Consider the following 15,026-nt stretch of genomic DNA (forward strand, 5'->3'; position numbering starts at 1 on the left):
GTCGCTCGCACAGGATCTAGTCGGGCCGATAGATCCACGGTGTGCGCGGAAGCGCGGCCGGATCGAACTCGGCGAGCATGCCCTCGACGTCGCGAGCTCGCCAGCCCAGCGACTCGCTGATCTGGGCGAGCGCCCGCGGTACGCCGATCTCGGCCAGCGTCACCGCCCCGTCGCGTTTGGCCAACCGGGCGCCGTCCTCGTTGAGCACCAGTGCAACGTGGGCGTACACCGGTTCGGCGTAACCGAGCATCCGCGCCAGGTACGCCTGCCGAGGTGACGAGGGCAGCAGGTCGTCCCCCCGCACCACCTGGTCGACACCCTGGGCCGCGTCGTCGACCACGACCGCGAGGTTGTAGGCCGGCACCCCGTCACCGCGGCGCACCACGAAGTCGTCGACGATGCCGGTGTAGGCGCCGTGCAGCACGTCGTGGACGGTGTGCACGATCGCGTCGGTGCGCAACCGCAGCGCGGGCGGGCGCCTTGTCTCGGCGCGTCGCGTCGCGCGCTGGGCGTCGGTGAGGTCGCGGCATGTGCCCGGGTAGGCCCCCTGCGGCGCATGCGGCGCGCGCGGAGCCTGCGCGATATCCCTTCGGCTGCAATAGCATTCGTAGAGCAGGCCGCGGCCTTCCAATCCTGCGATCGCGTCGTCGTAACGCGAGCGGTGTTCGGACTGCCACTCCAGGACGTCCCACGTCAACCCGATCGCCGCCAAATCGGAAAGTTGGCGCCGCCCTACGTCGTCGAACGTGCGGTCGTCGAGGTCGTCGACGCGCATGACGAAGCGACGGCCGGTCGAGCGGGCGAACAACCACGCCAGGATCGCGGTGCGCAGGTTTCCGATGTGCAGGTCCGCCGAGGGGCTCGGGGCGAACCTGCCGGCGGTCATGATCGCAATCTAACCGGCGGGCGTCCGCCGCTGGGGTGTGTCACCCTCGGACTCCCTTCACGCCGGTCATCTTTCGTGCAAAGCGGGTATCCCCCGCCGTGCGCTGGTAGTTTGCCTGTGCACCGAGAAACACGGCCCATCGCCGGCGCTCGCCGTGCAGGCGTCCCAGGGTCGTGCCCGACGGACGCTAGGAGGCCGCACGTGGACCCCGATGGTTCCACCAGCCCGCAGGACGAAACCGACAAGGACGCACCCTCCTCGGGTGAAGTGAAGAAAGCGATCGCGGCCTCGGCCGTCGGCAACTACACCGAATGGTTCGACTACGGGCTCTACGCCTATGGGGTCTCCTACATCTCGACGGCCATCTTCCCGGGTGACGGGGCGACCGCGACGCTGTTGGCACTGATGACGTTCGCCGTGTCCTTCCTGGTCCGTCCGCTCGGCGGTTTCGTCTGGGGACCACTGGGCGACCGCCTCGGGCGGCGTCGCATCCTGGCCATCACGATCCTGGTGATGGCCGGCGCGACGCTGTGCGTGGGTCTTGTGCCGACCTACGCCACGATCGGGATCTGGGCGCCGGTGCTGATGGTGATCCTGCGGATGATCCAGGGCTTCTCGACGGGCGGAGAGTACGGCGGCGCCGCCACGTTCATGGCCGAATACGCTCCGGCCCGCCGTCGCGGCGTGATGGGCAGCTTCCTCGAGTTCGGCACCCTGGCCGGCTTCTCGACGGGCGCGCTGCTGATGCTCGGGTTCTCGCTGATCCTGTCCGACGACCCGATGAATGTGTGGGGGTGGCGGCTGCCGTTCCTGATCGCCGCTCCCCTCGGTCTGATCGGGTTGTACCTGCGCACCCGGCTCGACGAGACGCCGGTGTTCAAGGAACTGGAGCAAACTGGCAGACAGGAACAAAACATCGGCGCCGAATTCAAGGACCTCCTCGCCCAGTACGGGGGACCGATCCTGCGCCTCGGCGGTCTGGTAGTGGCGCTCAATGTCGTCAACTACACGCTGCTCACCTACATGCCCACCTATCTCGAGCAGTCGATCGGCCTGTCCACCGACATGTCGTTGGTCGTGCCGATCATCGGGATGCTGTCGATGATGATCTTCCTGCCTTTCGCGGGCCTGGCGTCGGACCGGTTCGGGCGCAAGCCCGTCTGGTGGATCTCCTTGATCGGGTTGTTCATCGCGGGCATTCCGATGTTCATGCTGATGTCGACCGGGGTGATCGGCGCCGTCATCGGCTTTGCCGTGTTGGGGTTGCTCTACGTCCCGCAGTTGGCGACCATCTCGGCGACGTTCCCGGCGATGTTCCCGACACAGGTGCGCTACGCCGGTTTCGCGATCGCCTACAACGTGTCGACGGCGCTCTTCGGCGGCACGGCCCCGGCGGTCAACGATTGGTTGATCGGTGTGACGGGCGACAACCTCGTGCCTGCGTACTACATGATGGGTGCCTGCATTGTCGGCGCGATCGCCCTGACAAAGCTTCCCGAGACGGCGCGATGCCCGATCAACGGCACCGAGATACCCGGCACGCCGGAAGCGCCGCCGCAACTGGACTACGAGCTCGAGCCCAGTCGCTGAGTCACAGGACGGCGTTGACCGCGTCGGACCAGACGCCCGCCGCCTCGTCGATCTGCCCGGCGGTCACGACGAGCGCGGGGATGAACCTGACGACCTGTCCCCAGGCGCCGCAGGTCAACAGCAGCAGGCCGCGCCTAGCGGCCTCCTGCTGCACGGCCAGTGCCGTCGCACCGTCGGGTCTTCCTGCGGCGTCCCGGAATTCGGCACCGAGCATCAGCCCGAGACCGCGCACGTCGGTGATCGCGTCGAACTTGTCGCCAACCGTTTGCAAGGCCTCACGCAACTGCGCTCCGCGTTCGGCGGCGTTGTCGACCAGTCGCTCGTCGGCGATCACGTCGAGCGTTGCCACGGCCGCCGCGCACGCCACCGCGTTGGCGCCGTAGGTACCGCCTTGGGAACCCGGCCACGCCCGCTCCATCAACGCCGCCGGCGCCGCGATGCCCGACAGCGGGAAGCCCGACGCGAGGCCCTTCGCGGTGATCAGGATGTCCGCACGCACTTGAGAATCGCCGAAGAAGTGCTGACTGCCCCAGAACCGGCCGGTGCGCCCGAAGCCGGTCTGCACCTCGTCGACGACCAGCAGGATGCCGTGAGCGTCGGCGCGCTCGCGCAACCCGGCGAAGAAGCGCTCATTGGCGGGCACGTAGCCGCCCTCGCCGAGCACGGGTTCGACGAAGAACGCGGCGGTATCGGCGGGTGCGCTGATCGTCTGCAGCAGGTAATCCAGTTGTGCCAGAGCGAAATCGGTGGCCTGCTCGACCGGCCAGCCGAAGTGGCCGGGGTCCGGAAACGGCGCAACGTGAACTCCGGCCATCAACGGCGCGAAGCCGGAGCGGAACTTGGTGCCGGAGGTGGTCATCGAGGCCGCCGCGACGGTGCGACCGTGGAACCCGCCGTGGAAGACGATCACGTTCGGCCGGCCGGTGGCCTGACGGGACAGTCGCAGCGCGGCTTCCACCGCCTCGCTTCCGGAGTTGGCGAAGAACAACCGGTCGAGCCCGGTCGGCAGCACCTCTCCCAGCCGTTCCACCAAGGTGAGCAGCGGGCGGTGCATGACCGTCGTGTACTGCCCGTGGATCAGCGTGGCGACCTGGCGCTGGGCGGCCTCCACCACCCGCGGATGACAATGTCCGGTGCTGGTCACCCCGATGCCGGCGGTGAAGTCGAGGTAGGAGCGGTCGTGTTCGTCGTAGAGCAGCACCCCTTCGCCGCGGGCGGCGACGACGCCGGTCGCCTGTCGAAGGATTGAGGAGAGCTGCGGGGCTTCGGAGGCCGAGTTCATGCCATGATCGTCAGCGGTGCACTGTAGATTGTCAACAATCCGACGCAGGGAGGCGTGGTGGATCGCGAACGGCACGTGATCGAGACGGTGGACAAGCGACTGTTCGTCGACGGCAAGCGGATCGATGCGAGCGGAGGGCGCACCTTCGACGTCGTGGACCCGGCGACGGGGCACACGCTGTGCGCGGTCGCCGACGCCACGCCCGCCGATGCGCGTGCGGCACTTGATGCGGCGGTCGCGGCCCAGCGCGAGTTCGCGGCGACCCCGCCGCGGGCCCGCGCCGACATGTTGATGGCCGCCTTCGAGTTACTGCACGCCCGCGTCGACGACCTGGCGTTGTTGATGACGCTGGAGATGGGCAAACCCCTTGCCGAGGCTCGAGGTGAAATCACCTACGCCGCCGAATTTTTCCGCCACTTCGCCGAAGAGGCCACCCGGATCGACGGCGGCTATCAGACCGCGCCATCGGGTGGTGCGCGTTTCCTGATCGCCCGTCAGCCCGTCGGGCCCTGTCTGCTGATCACCCCGTGGAACTTCCCGATGGCGATGGGTACCCGCAAGCTGGGACCGGCGATCGCCGCCGGTTGCACCAGTGTGATCAAACCGGCACACCAGACCCCGCTCACGATGTTGGCGCTGATGGGCATCCTCGACGAAGCGGGTGTGCCTGCCGGCGCCGTCAACTGCATCACCGCGATGGACGCGAACGCGGTGACCGAACCGCTGATCCGCTCGGGGCTGGCGCGCAAGCTGTCGTTCACCGGGTCGACGAGGGTGGGCCGGATTCTGCTCGAGCAGTGCGCAGAGAAGGTGTTGCGGACTTCGATGGAACTCGGTGGCAACGCACCGTTCATCGTGTTCGCCGACGCCGATCTCGACGAGGCGGTCGACGGGGCGATGGCGGCCAAGATGCGCAACATGGGAGAAGCGTGCACGGCGGCGAACCGAATCTTCGTGCACGCGTCGGTGATCGACGAGTTCGGGCGTCGGTTGGCCGAGCGGATGGCGGCGCTGCGCGTGGGCCGGGGCACCGAGGAGGGGGTCAACGTCGGCCCGCTGGTCGACGACGCCGCACTGCACAAGGTGCAGGACCTGGTCGACGACGCGGTGGGCCGCGGTGCCCGTGTGTTGACCGGCGGCACAGCGGTTTCGGGTGACGGCTACTTCTACTCGCCGACCGTGCTGACCGGCGTCCCGCGCGACGCGAGGATGTCAGGCGAGGAGATCTTCGGCCCGGTCGCGCCGCTGACGCCGTTCGAAACCGAGGACGACGTCGTTGCCGCCGCCAACGACACCGAATACGGCTTGGTGGCTTACGTTTTCACCAACGATCTGCGCCGGGCGCTGCGGGTCGCCGAGGCGTTGGAGACCGGCATGGTCGGCCTGAATCAGGGCGTGGTGTCCAACCCCGCCGCTCCGTTCGGCGGCGTCAAGCAGTCCGGCCTGGGCCGCGAAGGCGGTTCGGTGGGCATCGACGAGTTCCTGGAGACCAAGTACGTCGGCATCGCCCTGGCGTGAGGCTCAAATGCCGCGCGAGACCCGCACGACCAGCCGGTCGACCGCATCCTCCATGTGCGCGATCAGCAGCTTGTCGGACAGCTGCACGTCGCCGGCCCGGATAGCGCTGGCCAGCGCATGGTGCTCGGCAATCCGATCGTTGGGGTTGTCGTAGGTGTCCGCCAGCGCGTGCACACACATTCGCGTCTCCACGAGATACGTCTGGTGCATCCGCGACAGCCGCTCGCTGCCCGCGAGTTCGACAAGGCGCTCGTGGAACCGTATGTCGGCCTCGCTGCCCTCCTCGACGTCGGCGGCCGCGGCCATCTCCTCGACGATCGCCAGCAGCTCGTCGCCGGCAGACGCGTAGTCGCCCTGCAGGATTCGGCGGGTCGCGGCGCGTTCGATCGCCTCGCGCGCGAGGTACATGTCGGAGGCCACCTCGGGCGTCATGTCGATCACGAATACCCCGCGGTTGCGGATGGCGATCAGCAGACCCTCCTGCGTCAACCGCTGCATCCCCTCGCGCAGCGGTCCGCGGCTGACGCCGAGCTTGCGGGCCAGGTCGGCTTCGATCAGCTGGGTGCCCGGGGCGAGCTCACCGTGCGCGATGGCCTGCCGCAGCTTGTCGGCGACGATGCTCGGCGTCGATTCCTGCTCCACCGGCGCCAGGAACTCGGTCACAGCCGCTCCTCGAACAGCCGGCCCAGGCCCGCGATCGCAGGCACTGCACCGGCGAGTTGCAGGCCCTTCCACACCGTCACCTGATTGGCGGTCAGCACTGGTTTGCCGACCGCGGCCTCGAGGCGGTCGATGATCGCCAGCGTGTGCATCGCGGTGTCGGGAACCAACACCGCTTGCGCGTCCGGGTGATCGGCAGCGGTGACCATCTGTCCCACCCGCTGCGGCTCCAGCGTGCCGACTTCGGCGGCGGTGATGATGCCGTGGCTGCCCATCGCCACCACCTCGATGCCGTCGGCGGCCAGGAACCGCACGAAGTGCTCGGCGACGTCGTGCGGGTACGACGCTGCGATCGCGACGCGCTCGATGCCGAGGTGGCGCAGCGCGTCGACGAACGCGATCGAGGTGGACGACGCCGGAACACCCGCAGCGGCAGCGACTTTCGCGGCTTGTTGGCGGGCCCCCTCGGGGCCGAACACGAAGCTGCCCGACGTGCACGCCCACATCACCGCCTGCGGGCGTGCGCCGGCGAGCTGGCGCACACCATCGGCCAGGCGCTCGTCGCCTCCGAGATCCAGCAACGCGTCGACGCGGTGGGCGTCCTCACCGACGGAGGTGATGGCCACGGGCAGGCGCAGCGCACCGTCGACCCTGCCCTCGAGCGCGGGGAAGTCGTCCTCGGCGCTATGCCCCGGATAGAGCAGTCCTACGGTCGCCATGACGCCCTTTCGATCGGCAGATTGTCGACAATGTTAGCAACCGGCACATCGGCAACTACGCCTCGAACAGGCGCTGACCCGCTCCCACGCCCTTGCGCCCGGCCATGCGCAGCGCCGCCCACATCGTCACCTGGTTGGCCGTGACCACCGGTTTCTGCAATTCGGCCTCGAGATCGGCGATCAGGTCGTAGGTCGGCAGGTTCGTGCAACTGATGACGATGGCCTCGGCGTCCGCGACGTCGGTGGCGCGGACCAAGTCGGCGGTCCGCGCATACGGCACCGACCAGATCTGCGAGGTCAGACCCAGTCCCGAAGTGGCCACGACCTCGATACCGGCCTCCATCAGATAGCTCGTCAACCCGATCGTCAGGTCCGAGGTGTACGGGGTGACGGTCGCGACACGCCCGGCGCCGAGGTGTCGCAGCGCCTCGAGCATCGAGCCGCTGGTGGTCACCGCGGCTGGGGCGCCGGCTGCCCGCATCGCCGCGACCAGCGCGGCTTCTCCGGCCATCCCCTTGACAAAGCTGCCCGCGGTGCACGCGTACGCGGTGACGATCGGAGAGACCGCCAGCACGTTCGCCGCGCCCGCGATCACGTGTTCGGGGTCGGAGATGTGCACCGCCATGTCGACGGTCACCGGCAGGGGGGCGTATCTGAGCCGGGTCACGTACAGGCTGACGTCGTCGGGCACCCAACGCCAGAGTTCCCGGTCGAGCGCGAAATCATATGGTGTTACGACGCCTATGCCTACCTGCTGCAATGGTGGGGGCGGCACCAATTCCCCGATCCTCATTTGCACAGTGTGAGGCCAGATGACCAAACCAGCAACAGATTGTTGACAATCCTACGGCGTGTCCCTAGCCTCGGGTCGTGTCAGGCCCCCGCGAGATCGTGCAAAATATGCCGTCGTCGCAGGTCAGAAGTGATTCCACCCGACCAGTCGTCGCTGTCCTGTGCAAGAAGCCCACTGACCGCCCACCGGGCCTCGACGAACTCGATGTCCACTTGCGCTACTGCACCGCCGACGACCTCGCCGACGCGGTTCGCGGCGCCCGCGCGCTGCTGCTCTGGGACTTCTTCTCGACCGCGGTGCGCGACGCGTGGCACGACGCCGGCGAGCTGGAGTGGATCCACGTCACCGCGGCGGGCGTCGACACGCTGCTGTTCGACGAACTGCGCGCCTCCGACGTGGTGGTGACCAACGCCCGCGGCGTGTTCGACCGCCCGATCGCCGAGTACGTGCTCGGCGCGGTGCTCGCCCACGCCAAGGACAGCCGCACCAGCTTCGCCCTGCAGCGCGAGCACCGATGGCAACACCGCGAGACCCGTGCCATCGCGCGGGCCCGCGCGCTCGTCGTCGGCACCGGAAGCATCGGGCGCGAGATCGCGCGGCTCCTGCGCGCGGTGGGCATGCAGGTGCGCGGGGCGGGCCGCGTCGCAACGACGGACGACCCCGACTTCGGTGTCGTGGTGGCCAGTGCGAGCTTGGCCGACGAGGTCGGCTGGTGCGATCACCTGGTGCTCGCCGCGCCGCTGACGAACGCGACGCGCGGCATGGTGGACGCCTCGGTGCTGTCGGCGATGAAGCCCGACGCCCATCTTGTCAACATCGGCCGCGGTCCGTTGGTGGCGGAGTCGGCGTTGCTTTCGGCGTTGCGCGACAACCGGATTGGTGGTGCGACGCTGGACGTGTTCGACACCGAACCGCTGCCGCCCGACCATCCGCTGTGGGACGCTCCTAACGTGACGATCACCGCACACATGGCCGGGGACGTGGTGGGTTGGCGCGAAGCCCTGGCCGAGCAATTCGTGGACAACGCGCAGCGCTGGCTGGCCGGCGAGCCATTAATGAACGTGGTGGACAAAAAACTCGGCTACGTACCGGGCGGAGCCGCAAGCGCGGCGACGCGGGGCCCGCGATGATCCCGACCGCCGCCGAACTGGTCCAGGGCTACCGCGCCAAAACCGTCTCTCCGGTCGAGGCCACGCAGGAGGCGTTGGCCGCGATCGACGCGTACGACGGCGCGGTCAACGCCTTCGTGCTCGTCGACCCCGAGGGGGCGTTGGCCGCGGCACGGGCCTCGGAGGCACGCTGGCACGCCGGGCAGCCGCTCGGGCCCGGGGACGGCGTGCCGACGTCGATCAAGGACGCGCTGTGGACCAGGGGATGGCCGACGCTTCGGGGTAGCTGGCTCATCGACGAGCCGGGACCGTGGAACGAGGACGCGCCCTGCACGGCGCGACTTCGGGAGACCGGAGCCGTCCTGCTCGGCAAGACCACGACACCGGAGTACTCGTGGAAAGGCGTCACCGACTCGCCCCGATACGGTGTGACCGGCAATCCGTGGGATCCCACCAAGACGGCGGGCGGTTCGAGCGGCGGCAGCGCCGCGGCGGTCGGCCTCGGCATGGGGGTGTGGTCGGTCGGCACCGATGCGGGGGGATCGGTGCGGATTCCGGCGGCGTTCACCGGAACCGTCGCGCTCAAGCCGACCTACGGCCTGATACCCCACTATCCGCCGAGCCCGTTCGGCACGCTGGCGCACCCGGGCCCGATGACGCGGACGGTCGTCGACACCGCCGCGCTGATGGATGTGATCACCGGATTCGATGCCCGGGACTGGTCGGCGATGCCGACGCCACGTGAGTCGTTCCTGACCGGGCTCGACGACGGCGTCGCGGGCCTGCGGGTGGCGTTCTCGCCGCGGCTCGGCTACGTGCGCAACGATCCGGAGGTCGAAGCCGCCGTGCGGGCCGCGGCGGCGGTGCTGGCCGATGCGGGTGCCCGGGTCGAGGAGGTCGACCCCGGGTTCCGCGACCCGATCGAGGCCTTCCACGTGCTGTGGTTCGCCGGCGCGGCAAAGGTGTTGGAGGCGTACGGCGAAGCGGTCGACGACCGGGTGGATGCGGGGTTGCGCCGGATAGCTGCGGTGGGTGCGTCGTTCTCGGCGTCGGACTACCTCGACGCGACGGCCGTGCGCATGCAACTGGGACAGACGATGGGCCGGTTCCACGAAACCTACGACGTGCTGGTCACGCCGACGCTTCCGCTGCCTGCGTTCAGCATCGGTCGCGACGTGCCCGATGGCTGGCGGTCTCACTACTGGGCGAGTTGGACGCCATACACCTACCCGTTCAACATGACTCAGCAACCGGCGTTGAGCGTGCCGTGCGGATTCACTGCGGCGGGCCTGCCGATCGGGTTGCAGATCGTCGGCCCCCGGCACGCGGATGCGGTGGTGCTGCGGGTGGGCCGCGCCCACGAGATGGCCACCGACTGGCACCGGCGCACGCCGGCGTTGACGACACAAGGAGTTCGATGAGCAGGCTGATCACCGTGTCCCTCGACAAGCGCGGCGTCAGCTGCGTTGCCCGCATGCTCGACGACGCGGCGCCACGCACCTGCGCGGCGGTGTGGGACGCCTTATCTGACGGGCGCGTGCTTTCGTCACAGGTGTTCCACGGCAAGTATGCCCGCAACGAGATCTACACGCTGCTACCGGGATTCGCGGCCAAGGACCCGGGCAGGGAGAACACCACAGTCACGCCGATCCCCGGTGACCTGTGCTGGTTCTCCTTCGACTCCGATCAACTGGGCAACCCCGCCTACGGCTACGAGAACACCACCGGCACCGGCACCACCGGCGCGATCGTCGACCTGGCGCTGTTCTACGGCCGCAACAACCTGCTGATCAACGGCGACCAGGGCTGGGTCCCGGGCAACGTGTTCGGAGCGGTCATCGAAGGGCTCGACGAGATGGCCGAGGCCTGCCAGGACCTGTGGATGGGTGGCGTGCGCGGCGAAACCCTCAGTTTCCAACGCGCGGCGCAGGATTGACGCGCCGACTGGCTAGATCGGTTGAAGGCTGATCGGTTGTTCGCTCTGACCGGGATTGGGGTCGTTGCACGTCCCGGATTTCCAGCTGTAGCGAAGGTTGCCCGCCAAGGTCGCCGGATCGAACTCATAGGTCACATCGGCCGGGCCGGTGCTGCCGTCGGCGCACGGACGTGCGTTGAAGACGTCGTGGCGTTCGACGGTCCACGGGCCGTCGCCCTGCCTGCTGATCTGCGCGATCAGCCCGGTTGAGCTCGAAATCGTTCCACCGCAGTAACCTTCGGAGTTGCACTGCGTGGTGATCGACCACGTATTCGAGGTCGCCCCGTTGACCAGCCGGTACTCACCTTCGAGCCGCCCGTCCGCCCATGCCGGTCCCGCCGATCCGATCGCGGCACCGATGAGCATCGCCGCCGCCGCCGTCGCGCGTGTGATCGCCATCCAGGCAGCATCACACGTTAGGCGCACGGGCATCGCCGAGATGGCGAAAGTTTCCGGTCAGTCGAGGCCGGGGACGATGTCGCCCAGCAAGAAGGTGACCGGCTGCTCGAGTTGGTCGTACGTGCACGACCGTGGATCGCGGTCGGGGCGCCAGCGGTTGAACTGCGCGGTGTGGCGGAACCGTTCACCTTCCATGTGGTCGTAGCGCACCTCGACCACCCGCTCGGGCCGCAGCGGTACGAACGAGAGGTCCTTGCCGGCATTCCAGCGTGATCCCTCGTTGCGGCGTGGGGTCCGCTCACCGACCATGTGCGCCGCCCAATTCCACGGATGGTTGTCGAACGTGGTTACCAGCGGCTGCAATTCGGTGAAGAGTTCGCGACGGCGGGCCATCGGGAACGCGCCGATCACGCCGACGGACGCCAACATGCCGTCGTCCTTGTACAGCCCGAGAAGCAGCGACCCGATGGCATCGTCACCGGACTTGTGGAGGCGGTAGCCGGCGACGACGCAGTCCGCGGTCCGTTGATGCTTGATCTTGAACATCACGCGCTTGTCCGGTTGATAGGTCAGCGACAACGGCTTCGCGATGACGCCGTCGAGGCCGGCACCCTCGAACTCGTCGAACCAGCGTTGCGCCGTCGCGAGGTCCGTCGTCACCGGAGTGACGTGGAATTTCGGTCCGGCGTCGGCGAGAGCGTCCACGAGCGCGGCGCGGCGTTCGCCGAAAGGCCGCTGCGTGTAATCGATGTCGTCGAGTGCGAGCAGGTCGAAGGCGATGAAGGACGCAGGCGTCTTCTCGGCCAGCATCCGGACCCGTGAGTCGGCGGGGTGGATGCGCTGCTGCAGCGCTTCGAAGTCGAGCCCACCGCCGGAGGCGACGATGATCTCGCCGTCGATGACGCACCGTTCGGGTAGCTCAGCTGTGGCGGCCTTCACCAGTTCGGGAAAGTAGCGGGTCAGCGGCCGCTCGTTGCGGCTGCCGAGTTCCACCTCGTCGCCGTCGCGAAAGCAGATCGACCGGAAGCCGTCCCATTTCGGTTCGTACGACGCGTCCGGCGGGATCGACACCACCGATTTCGCCAGCATCGGCGACACCGGCGGCATCACGGGCAGCTCCATGACGCCATTGTCGCAATCCATGACCTGACGATGACATTGCCGAGTACGGGCGGTCTACATGGGTATGGACCCCGATATGGCGAAGCAGGAAGGCCCGGCTATCCCGGCACCATCGATGGAGCAGTCCGATATCGCGGTGCCCGACATCGTCTCGCACGACGAATGGCAGGCGGCCCGTCAAGGTCTGCTGGCCGAAGAGAAGGCGTTGATGAAGGAGCGGGACCGGCTCGCCGCACAGCGCCGGCGGATGCCCATGACTGAGGTGCGCGCGGACTACCGCTTCGCGGGAACCGACGGCGAAGTCGACCTCTTGGGCTTGTTCGCCGGACGGCGGCAGCTGATCGTATACCGCTTCTTCTACGCCCCCGATGTCGAGAACTGGCCCGATGGCGCATGCTCGGGCTGCTCGCTGTTCGCAGACACCGTGGTGCACCCGGCGCACCTCGCCGCACGTGACACCACCCTGGTGTTTGTCACGGCCGCTCCGCTGGAGCGCATCGCCGAGCTCAAAGCGCGGATGGGCTGGCAACGGCTCTCGTTCTTCACTCTCGTCGGAGACGAATTCTCTCGGGACTTCGGCGTCGAGGAGTTGTTCGGCCTCAACGTCTTCATCCGCGACGGCGACCGTGCCTACCGCACGTACTTCGTCAACGGACGCGGCATCGAGGAGATAGGGCCGGTCTGGTCGTTCCTGGACATCACGCCTCTTGGACGACAAGAACACTGGCAGGATGTCCCGCCCGGGCGACCGCAGGGTCCCCCGTACGACTGGTGGCGCCTCCACGATGCCTACGGTCGGATAGCAGCGCGGCGGCCCGCCAATTAATCCGCCAACACCCGTGGATCTCGCCGTGGACGCAATAATGGGCCAGGTGGACCTCCCCGTGCTGCCGCCGCTGGAGCCGATGCTTGCCAAGGCCCAGGCGAAGGTCCCGCCCGAAGCCGGGATGTGGTCGTACGAGCCGAAGTGGGACGGTTTCCGTGCCCTGGTCTTCCGCGACGGTGACAAGGTCGTATTGCTGTCCCGTAGCGGTAAGGACCTTGGCCGGTATTTCCCCGACGTCGTCGAGGCCGTCCGTGACGAGCTGGCACCGCGGTGTGTGCTGGACGGCGAGATCGTCGTCCCCCGCGAGTTCGGTGGCCGCACCCGCCTCGATTGGGAGTCGCTGAGCCAGCGCATCCACCCCGCCGCCAGCCGCATCAAAATGCTGTCGGAGCAGACGCCCGCCCACTTCATCGGCTTCGACGCGCTGGCCGCCGGTGATGAGTCGCTGATGAAGCAACCCTTCCGGGTTCGCCGCGAAGCACTGCGCGACGCGGTGAACGAGAAGCAGTGGTGTCACGTCACCCGCACCACCGAAGACCCCGAACTCGGCGCGCAGTGGCTCGAGGAGTTCGAGGGGGCCGGCCTCGATGGCGTGATCGTCAAACGGCTCGACGGGCCCTATCTACCGGGCAAGCGGGAGATGGTGAAGGTCAAACACGCCCGTGACGCCGATTGTGTGGCGATGGGTTATCGCATCCACAAGAGCGGCGAGGGTATCGGCTCCATCCTGCTCGGCCTGTACCGCGACGACGGAGAACTGCAGATGGTCGGTGGCGCAGCGGCTTTCACGGCCAAGGACCGGATCAAGCTGTTGGCCGAGCTGGAGCCACTTCGTGAGGGCGACGAGATGCGCGAAGGCGACCCAAGCCGCTGGAACTCGGCCGCCGACAAGCGCTGGGTCCCCATCCGGCCGGAGAAGGTCTGCGAGGTCGCCTACGACCAGATGGAAGGAAACGGCGGGGCCGCCCAACGCTTCCGGCACGCGGTGAAGTTCCGGCGCTGGCGGCCCGACCGCGACCCGAAGAGCTGCACCTTCGACCAGCTCGACGTTCCGCTCACCTTCGATCTCTACGACGTACTGGAGTCCTGAGATGCCCAAAGCCGCAGAGGAAGTCGACGTCGACGGCACGAAGGTGCGGCTGACCAACCGCGACAAGGTGTACTTCCCGAAGCTGGGCAAGGACGGCACCAAGGGCAAGCTCTTCGACTACTACCTGTCTGTCGCCGAACCGATGGTCGCGCTGCTGCGCGACCGGCCAGTGCACCTGCAACGCTTTCCCGACGGCATCGACGGCGAGGAGATCTACCAGAAGCGGGTACCGCAAAAGCATCCCGACTACCTCGAAACCTGCACCGTCACCTTTCCATCCGGGCGCACCGCCGACGCGTTGAAGGTCACCCACGCGTCGGCGATCGCATGGGCGGCCCAGATGGGCTCGATCACCCTGCACCCGTGGCAGGTGAGGTGCCCCGACACCGAGCATCCCGACGAACTGCGCATCGACTTGGACCCGCAGCCGGGAACGGGGTTCGCCGACGCCAGCTCCGTCGCGGTCGATGTGCTCAAACCGCTGCTCGACGAGTTGGGTTTGATCGGTTATCCGAAGACGTCGGGCGGGCGCGGTGTGCATGTCTTCCTCCGGATCAAGACCGATTGGGACTTCATCGACGTCCGTCGTGCGGGAATCGCGCTGGCCCGCGAGGTCGAACGCCGGGCGCCCGACGCGGTGACCACCTCGTGGTGGAAGGAAGAGCGAGGTAAGCGCATCTTCATCGACTACAACCAGAATGCGAGGGACCGAACGTTCGCTTCGCCGTACTCGGCGCGCAAGACCCCCGTCGCCACCGTGTCCACTCCATTGACCTGGGACGAGCTTCGCGACGCCGACCCCGACGACTACACGATCTCATCCGTGCCCGATTTCGTTGCGGGACGGCCGGATCCGTGGGCCGACATCGATCGCAAGCCGCAGTCGATCAAGAAGCTGCTGGACATGGTCAAGGCCGACGAGGAGCGCGGGCTGGGCGATCTGCCGTACCCGCCGAGTTACCCGAAGATGCCGGGGGAACCGCCGCGCGTGCAGCCCAGCAAGATGGTCGCGGCCAACTGGGACGACGACGGAAATAGGGTGTAGATCGCCACTGCG

General features: G+C 67.7%; 15 protein-coding genes. 8 read left to right on the forward strand and 7 right to left on the reverse strand.

The features are described from left to right. Window positions 1-16: 16 nt before the first annotated feature. The gene (gene gluQRS / locus A5790_RS17375) at window positions 17-886 is read right to left on the reverse strand and encodes a tRNA glutamyl-Q(34) synthetase GluQRS (protein WP_066846827.1); all 870 of its coding nucleotides are present in this window, start codon (window positions 884-886) and stop codon (window positions 17-19) included. 267 nt (window positions 887-1,153) lie between these two features. On the opposite strand from gluQRS, the gene A5790_RS17380 reads away from it, so the two are divergent. Further along, entirely contained in the window at window positions 1,154-2,476 is a 1,323-nt protein-coding gene (locus tag A5790_RS17380; protein WP_231987836.1) for an MFS transporter, read from the forward strand. A gap of 1 nt (window position 2,477) precedes the next feature. Here the strand turns inward: A5790_RS17380 and A5790_RS17385 are convergent, their stop codons facing one another. After that, window positions 2,478-3,758 carry an aspartate aminotransferase family protein gene (locus A5790_RS17385; RefSeq protein WP_066846837.1) on the reverse strand — a complete coding sequence of 427 codons (1,281 nt, stop codon included), beginning with the start codon at window positions 3,756-3,758 and terminating at the stop codon, window positions 2,478-2,480. Window positions 3,759-3,815: 57 nt separating this feature from the next. Between A5790_RS17385 and A5790_RS17390 the strand changes: the two genes are divergently transcribed. Continuing rightward, entirely contained in the window at window positions 3,816-5,276 is a 1,461-nt protein-coding gene (locus tag A5790_RS17390; RefSeq protein ID WP_231987822.1) for an NAD-dependent succinate-semialdehyde dehydrogenase, read from the forward strand. Window positions 5,277-5,279: 3 nt separating this feature from the next. On the opposite strand, the gene A5790_RS17395 is transcribed toward A5790_RS17390, so the two are convergent. The 3 genes from A5790_RS17395 to A5790_RS17405 are packed head-to-tail and all read right to left on the reverse strand — an operon-like array spanning window position 5,280 to window position 7,448. Then, entirely contained in the window at window positions 5,280-5,939 is a 660-nt protein-coding gene (locus A5790_RS17395) for a GntR family transcriptional regulator (RefSeq protein ID WP_066846845.1), read from the reverse strand. After that, the gene (locus A5790_RS17400) at window positions 5,936-6,655 is read right to left on the reverse strand and encodes a maleate cis-trans isomerase (RefSeq protein ID WP_197696818.1); all 720 of its coding nucleotides are present in this window, start codon (window positions 6,653-6,655) and stop codon (window positions 5,936-5,938) included. The genes A5790_RS17395 and A5790_RS17400 overlap by 4 nt, the downstream gene beginning before the upstream one ends. Before the next feature lie 55 nt (window positions 6,656-6,710). Next, window positions 6,711-7,448, reverse strand: coding sequence for an Asp/Glu racemase (locus A5790_RS17405; protein ID WP_197696819.1), 738 nt, complete (start codon window positions 7,446-7,448; stop codon window positions 6,711-6,713). 107 nt (window positions 7,449-7,555) lie between these two features. Between A5790_RS17405 and A5790_RS17410 the strand changes: the two genes are divergently transcribed. The 3 genes from A5790_RS17410 to A5790_RS17420 are packed head-to-tail and all read left to right on the forward strand — an operon-like array spanning window position 7,556 to window position 10,493. Beyond that, window positions 7,556-8,578, forward strand: coding sequence for a D-2-hydroxyacid dehydrogenase (locus A5790_RS17410; RefSeq protein ID WP_066847193.1), 1,023 nt, complete (start codon window positions 7,556-7,558; stop codon window positions 8,576-8,578). Further along, a complete protein-coding gene (locus A5790_RS17415; RefSeq protein ID WP_066846848.1) occupies window positions 8,575-9,978 on the forward strand; it encodes an amidase in 1,404 nt (467 codons plus the stop codon). Before A5790_RS17410 ends, A5790_RS17415 begins: the two co-directional genes overlap by 4 nt. Beyond that, a complete protein-coding gene (locus tag A5790_RS17420) occupies window positions 9,975-10,493 on the forward strand; it encodes a DUF3830 family protein (RefSeq protein WP_066846851.1) in 519 nt (172 codons plus the stop codon). Before A5790_RS17415 ends, A5790_RS17420 begins: the two co-directional genes overlap by 4 nt. A gap of 12 nt (window positions 10,494-10,505) precedes the next feature. On the opposite strand, the gene A5790_RS17425 is transcribed toward A5790_RS17420, so the two are convergent. Both A5790_RS17425 and A5790_RS17430 read right to left on the reverse strand, forming a co-directional pair. Beyond that, complete coding sequence (locus A5790_RS17425) at window positions 10,506-10,931, reverse strand: hypothetical protein (protein ID WP_066846854.1); 426 nt, start codon at window positions 10,929-10,931, stop codon at window positions 10,506-10,508. Window positions 10,932-10,988: 57 nt separating this feature from the next. Continuing rightward, window positions 10,989-12,053: an ATP-dependent DNA ligase gene (locus A5790_RS17430; protein WP_066846857.1), complete on the reverse strand. Its 1,065-nt coding sequence runs from the start codon at window positions 12,051-12,053 to the stop codon at window positions 10,989-10,991. Window positions 12,054-12,129: 76 nt separating this feature from the next. Here A5790_RS17430 and A5790_RS17435 point away from each other — a divergent pair, with 76 nt between their 5' ends. From A5790_RS17435 to ligD, 3 genes are read left to right on the forward strand one after another with little or no spacing between them, the layout of a single operon-like run. Then, window positions 12,130-12,879 carry a DUF899 domain-containing protein gene (locus tag A5790_RS17435; RefSeq protein ID WP_231987823.1) on the forward strand — a complete coding sequence of 250 codons (750 nt, stop codon included), beginning with the start codon at window positions 12,130-12,132 and terminating at the stop codon, window positions 12,877-12,879. Between the two features lie 37 nt (window positions 12,880-12,916). Continuing rightward, entirely contained in the window at window positions 12,917-13,969 is a 1,053-nt protein-coding gene (locus A5790_RS17440) for an ATP-dependent DNA ligase (RefSeq protein ID WP_066846860.1), read from the forward strand. 1 nt (window position 13,970) lies between these two features. After that, a complete protein-coding gene (gene ligD / locus A5790_RS17445; protein ID WP_066846863.1) occupies window positions 13,971-15,014 on the forward strand; it encodes a non-homologous end-joining DNA ligase in 1,044 nt (347 codons plus the stop codon). The last annotated feature ends 12 nt before the right edge of the window (window positions 15,015-15,026 follow it).

The organism is Mycobacterium sp. 852002-51152_SCH6134967, from assembly GCF_001667105.1.
In the GTDB taxonomy this organism is placed as follows: Bacteria; Actinomycetota; Actinomycetes; order Mycobacteriales; family Mycobacteriaceae; genus Mycobacterium; species Mycobacterium neumannii_A.

Coding starts and splice junctions, on each gene's coding strand:
- A5790_RS17405 (WP_197696819.1), bottom strand. CDS start 7,448: ATGAGGATCGGGGAATTGGTGCCGCCCCCACCATTGCAGCAGGTAGGC.
- gluQRS (WP_066846827.1), bottom strand. CDS start 886: ATGACCGCCGGCAGGTTCGCCCCGAGCCCCTCGGCGGACCTGCACATC.
- A5790_RS17385 (WP_066846837.1), bottom strand. CDS start 3,758: ATGAACTCGGCCTCCGAAGCCCCGCAGCTCTCCTCAATCCTTCGACAG.
- A5790_RS17415 (WP_066846848.1), top strand. CDS start 8,575: ATGATCCCGACCGCCGCCGAACTGGTCCAGGGCTACCGCGCCAAAACC.
- A5790_RS17435 (WP_231987823.1), top strand. CDS start 12,130: ATGGCGAAGCAGGAAGGCCCGGCTATCCCGGCACCATCGATGGAGCAG.
- ligD (WP_066846863.1), top strand. CDS start 13,971: ATGCCCAAAGCCGCAGAGGAAGTCGACGTCGACGGCACGAAGGTGCGG.
- A5790_RS17430 (WP_066846857.1), bottom strand. CDS start 12,053: ATGGAGCTGCCCGTGATGCCGCCGGTGTCGCCGATGCTGGCGAAATCG.
- A5790_RS17400 (WP_197696818.1), bottom strand. CDS start 6,655: ATGGCGACCGTAGGACTGCTCTATCCGGGGCATAGCGCCGAGGACGAC.
- A5790_RS17440 (WP_066846860.1), top strand. CDS start 12,917: ATGGGCCAGGTGGACCTCCCCGTGCTGCCGCCGCTGGAGCCGATGCTT.
- A5790_RS17410 (WP_066847193.1), top strand. CDS start 7,556: ATGCCGTCGTCGCAGGTCAGAAGTGATTCCACCCGACCAGTCGTCGCT.
- A5790_RS17420 (WP_066846851.1), top strand. CDS start 9,975: ATGAGCAGGCTGATCACCGTGTCCCTCGACAAGCGCGGCGTCAGCTGC.
- A5790_RS17425 (WP_066846854.1), bottom strand. CDS start 10,931: ATGGCGATCACACGCGCGACGGCGGCGGCGGCGATGCTCATCGGTGCC.